Here is a 1,380-nt window from a genome sequence, read left to right as displayed (position 1 = left end):
TGTCATATGGTAGAAGTCATACTTGACGGACAAGTTTTTTATATACTATATTTATTTTACAAAATATTACATTTGAGGTTTTACATGGTTAATTTTAAAAAACTTTTATTTCTCCTTGGAATTAGTGGATTTTTACTCTTATTTCACGTCAATTCCGCCCAAGCAAATACAACTTATTATCATAATCAAACTCACCAAGTTGATGATCAAAAATTTTAGCGCGATTAAACAAAATCAATCAGCGTTTAGAAGGATTAAAGGGTCAACCTAAAGTTGGAGTTTGGATTGTGAATGAAAAAAGTGAGACCCAATTTAAAGGCAAGCTTATTCAAAATTACCGCGATATGTTTAATTACCAGCGTGATTTAGGAGTTTTACTTGGATTTAACCTCCAAAAACGTCACATGGAAATTCAACGCTCCAACCGTATGAGCGGCGTCATCCCCTATGGCTTTTCGAAAGTCTTAGTTAATCGTAATCGTTCCTTACTTCAAAATGGTGATTACACGAACGCGATTCTTGATATGCTAACAACGACGGAAAAGCAAATCATCGCCCAAAAAGCGCAAATCAACGAACGCCATCGCCTCAATCCACGTGTGATGGTGGAAAATGTGACCAATGCTTCGAGTGAAACAACCGCCGTTTTAGATGATAAAATCGGTTTTTTAGGCATTATCATTACCGGTTTACTACTCGTATTTTTAGGTTATTGTTGTGTTAGAGCTTCTAAATATTACTTTAAGCAACGCAACAACCGTTATGTCGGTTTCTTATTTGGCACAATGGCGGCGGTCTTTTTTGGCTCAACCATTTATATCGGCGCCTTAGCTTCAATGTTAGGCTTACTTGCAGTCGGTGGCTTTTCACCCCATCTAAATAGCGGCTCCGGTGATTCAGGGGTCAACTCAGATTCTTGGTCTGATTCCAGTTCTGATGCGGTGCCGATTGGTAAAAATTTTACATTTCATCAACTAAAATATAAGAAGGGCCTGAAATTTCAGGACCTTCTTTTTTGTGCTTAACTTGTTTAATTGATTAATATTTTTTATCACCGTGGCAAGAAGACTCCCGAACTTTGTTCGGGTGATGAATTGCCTCATATTTAGACCCGAAATGATCTTTTTTGTTGAAGAAATTTAATCTAAAAGGTATAATATAAATACAATTAAAGAAAAGAGGTGAGAAAAAAATGGAACAAACTTTAACCGCAAAAGTTAGATTATATCCAAATCATGAACAGACTCAACAGTTTGAAGAAGTGACTAAAGAATATCAACGTTTGTGCAATATCGTTAGTCAGTGGTATTTCGATGAACATTTTCTGCCTGAAAGAAAAAGATTCCAAAAAGAGATGTATCATGATTTACGGGCAAAAAG

The 1,380-nt window shown here is 35.9% G+C and carries 1 protein-coding gene and 1 pseudogene; both read left to right on the top strand.

Translation table 11 applies throughout. From position 1 onward, the window contains the following. The first annotated feature begins 212 nt into the window (after positions 1 to 212). Positions 213 to 1,025, top strand: a complete 813-nt coding sequence (locus tag JCM14209_RS08555) for a TPM domain-containing protein (protein WP_439645784.1) — start codon at positions 213 to 215, stop codon at positions 1,023 to 1,025. A 167-nt stretch (positions 1,026 to 1,192) separates the two neighbouring features. Next, positions 1,193 to 1,380: pseudogene (locus JCM14209_RS09585) on the top strand (RNA-guided endonuclease TnpB family protein); the annotation flags it as partial.

Source organism: Ligilactobacillus hayakitensis DSM 18933 = JCM 14209 (assembly GCF_000615845.1).
Classification (GTDB): Bacteria; Bacillota; Bacilli; order Lactobacillales; family Lactobacillaceae; genus Ligilactobacillus; species Ligilactobacillus hayakitensis.
This window is presented reverse-complemented; position numbering and strand designations above follow the sequence as displayed.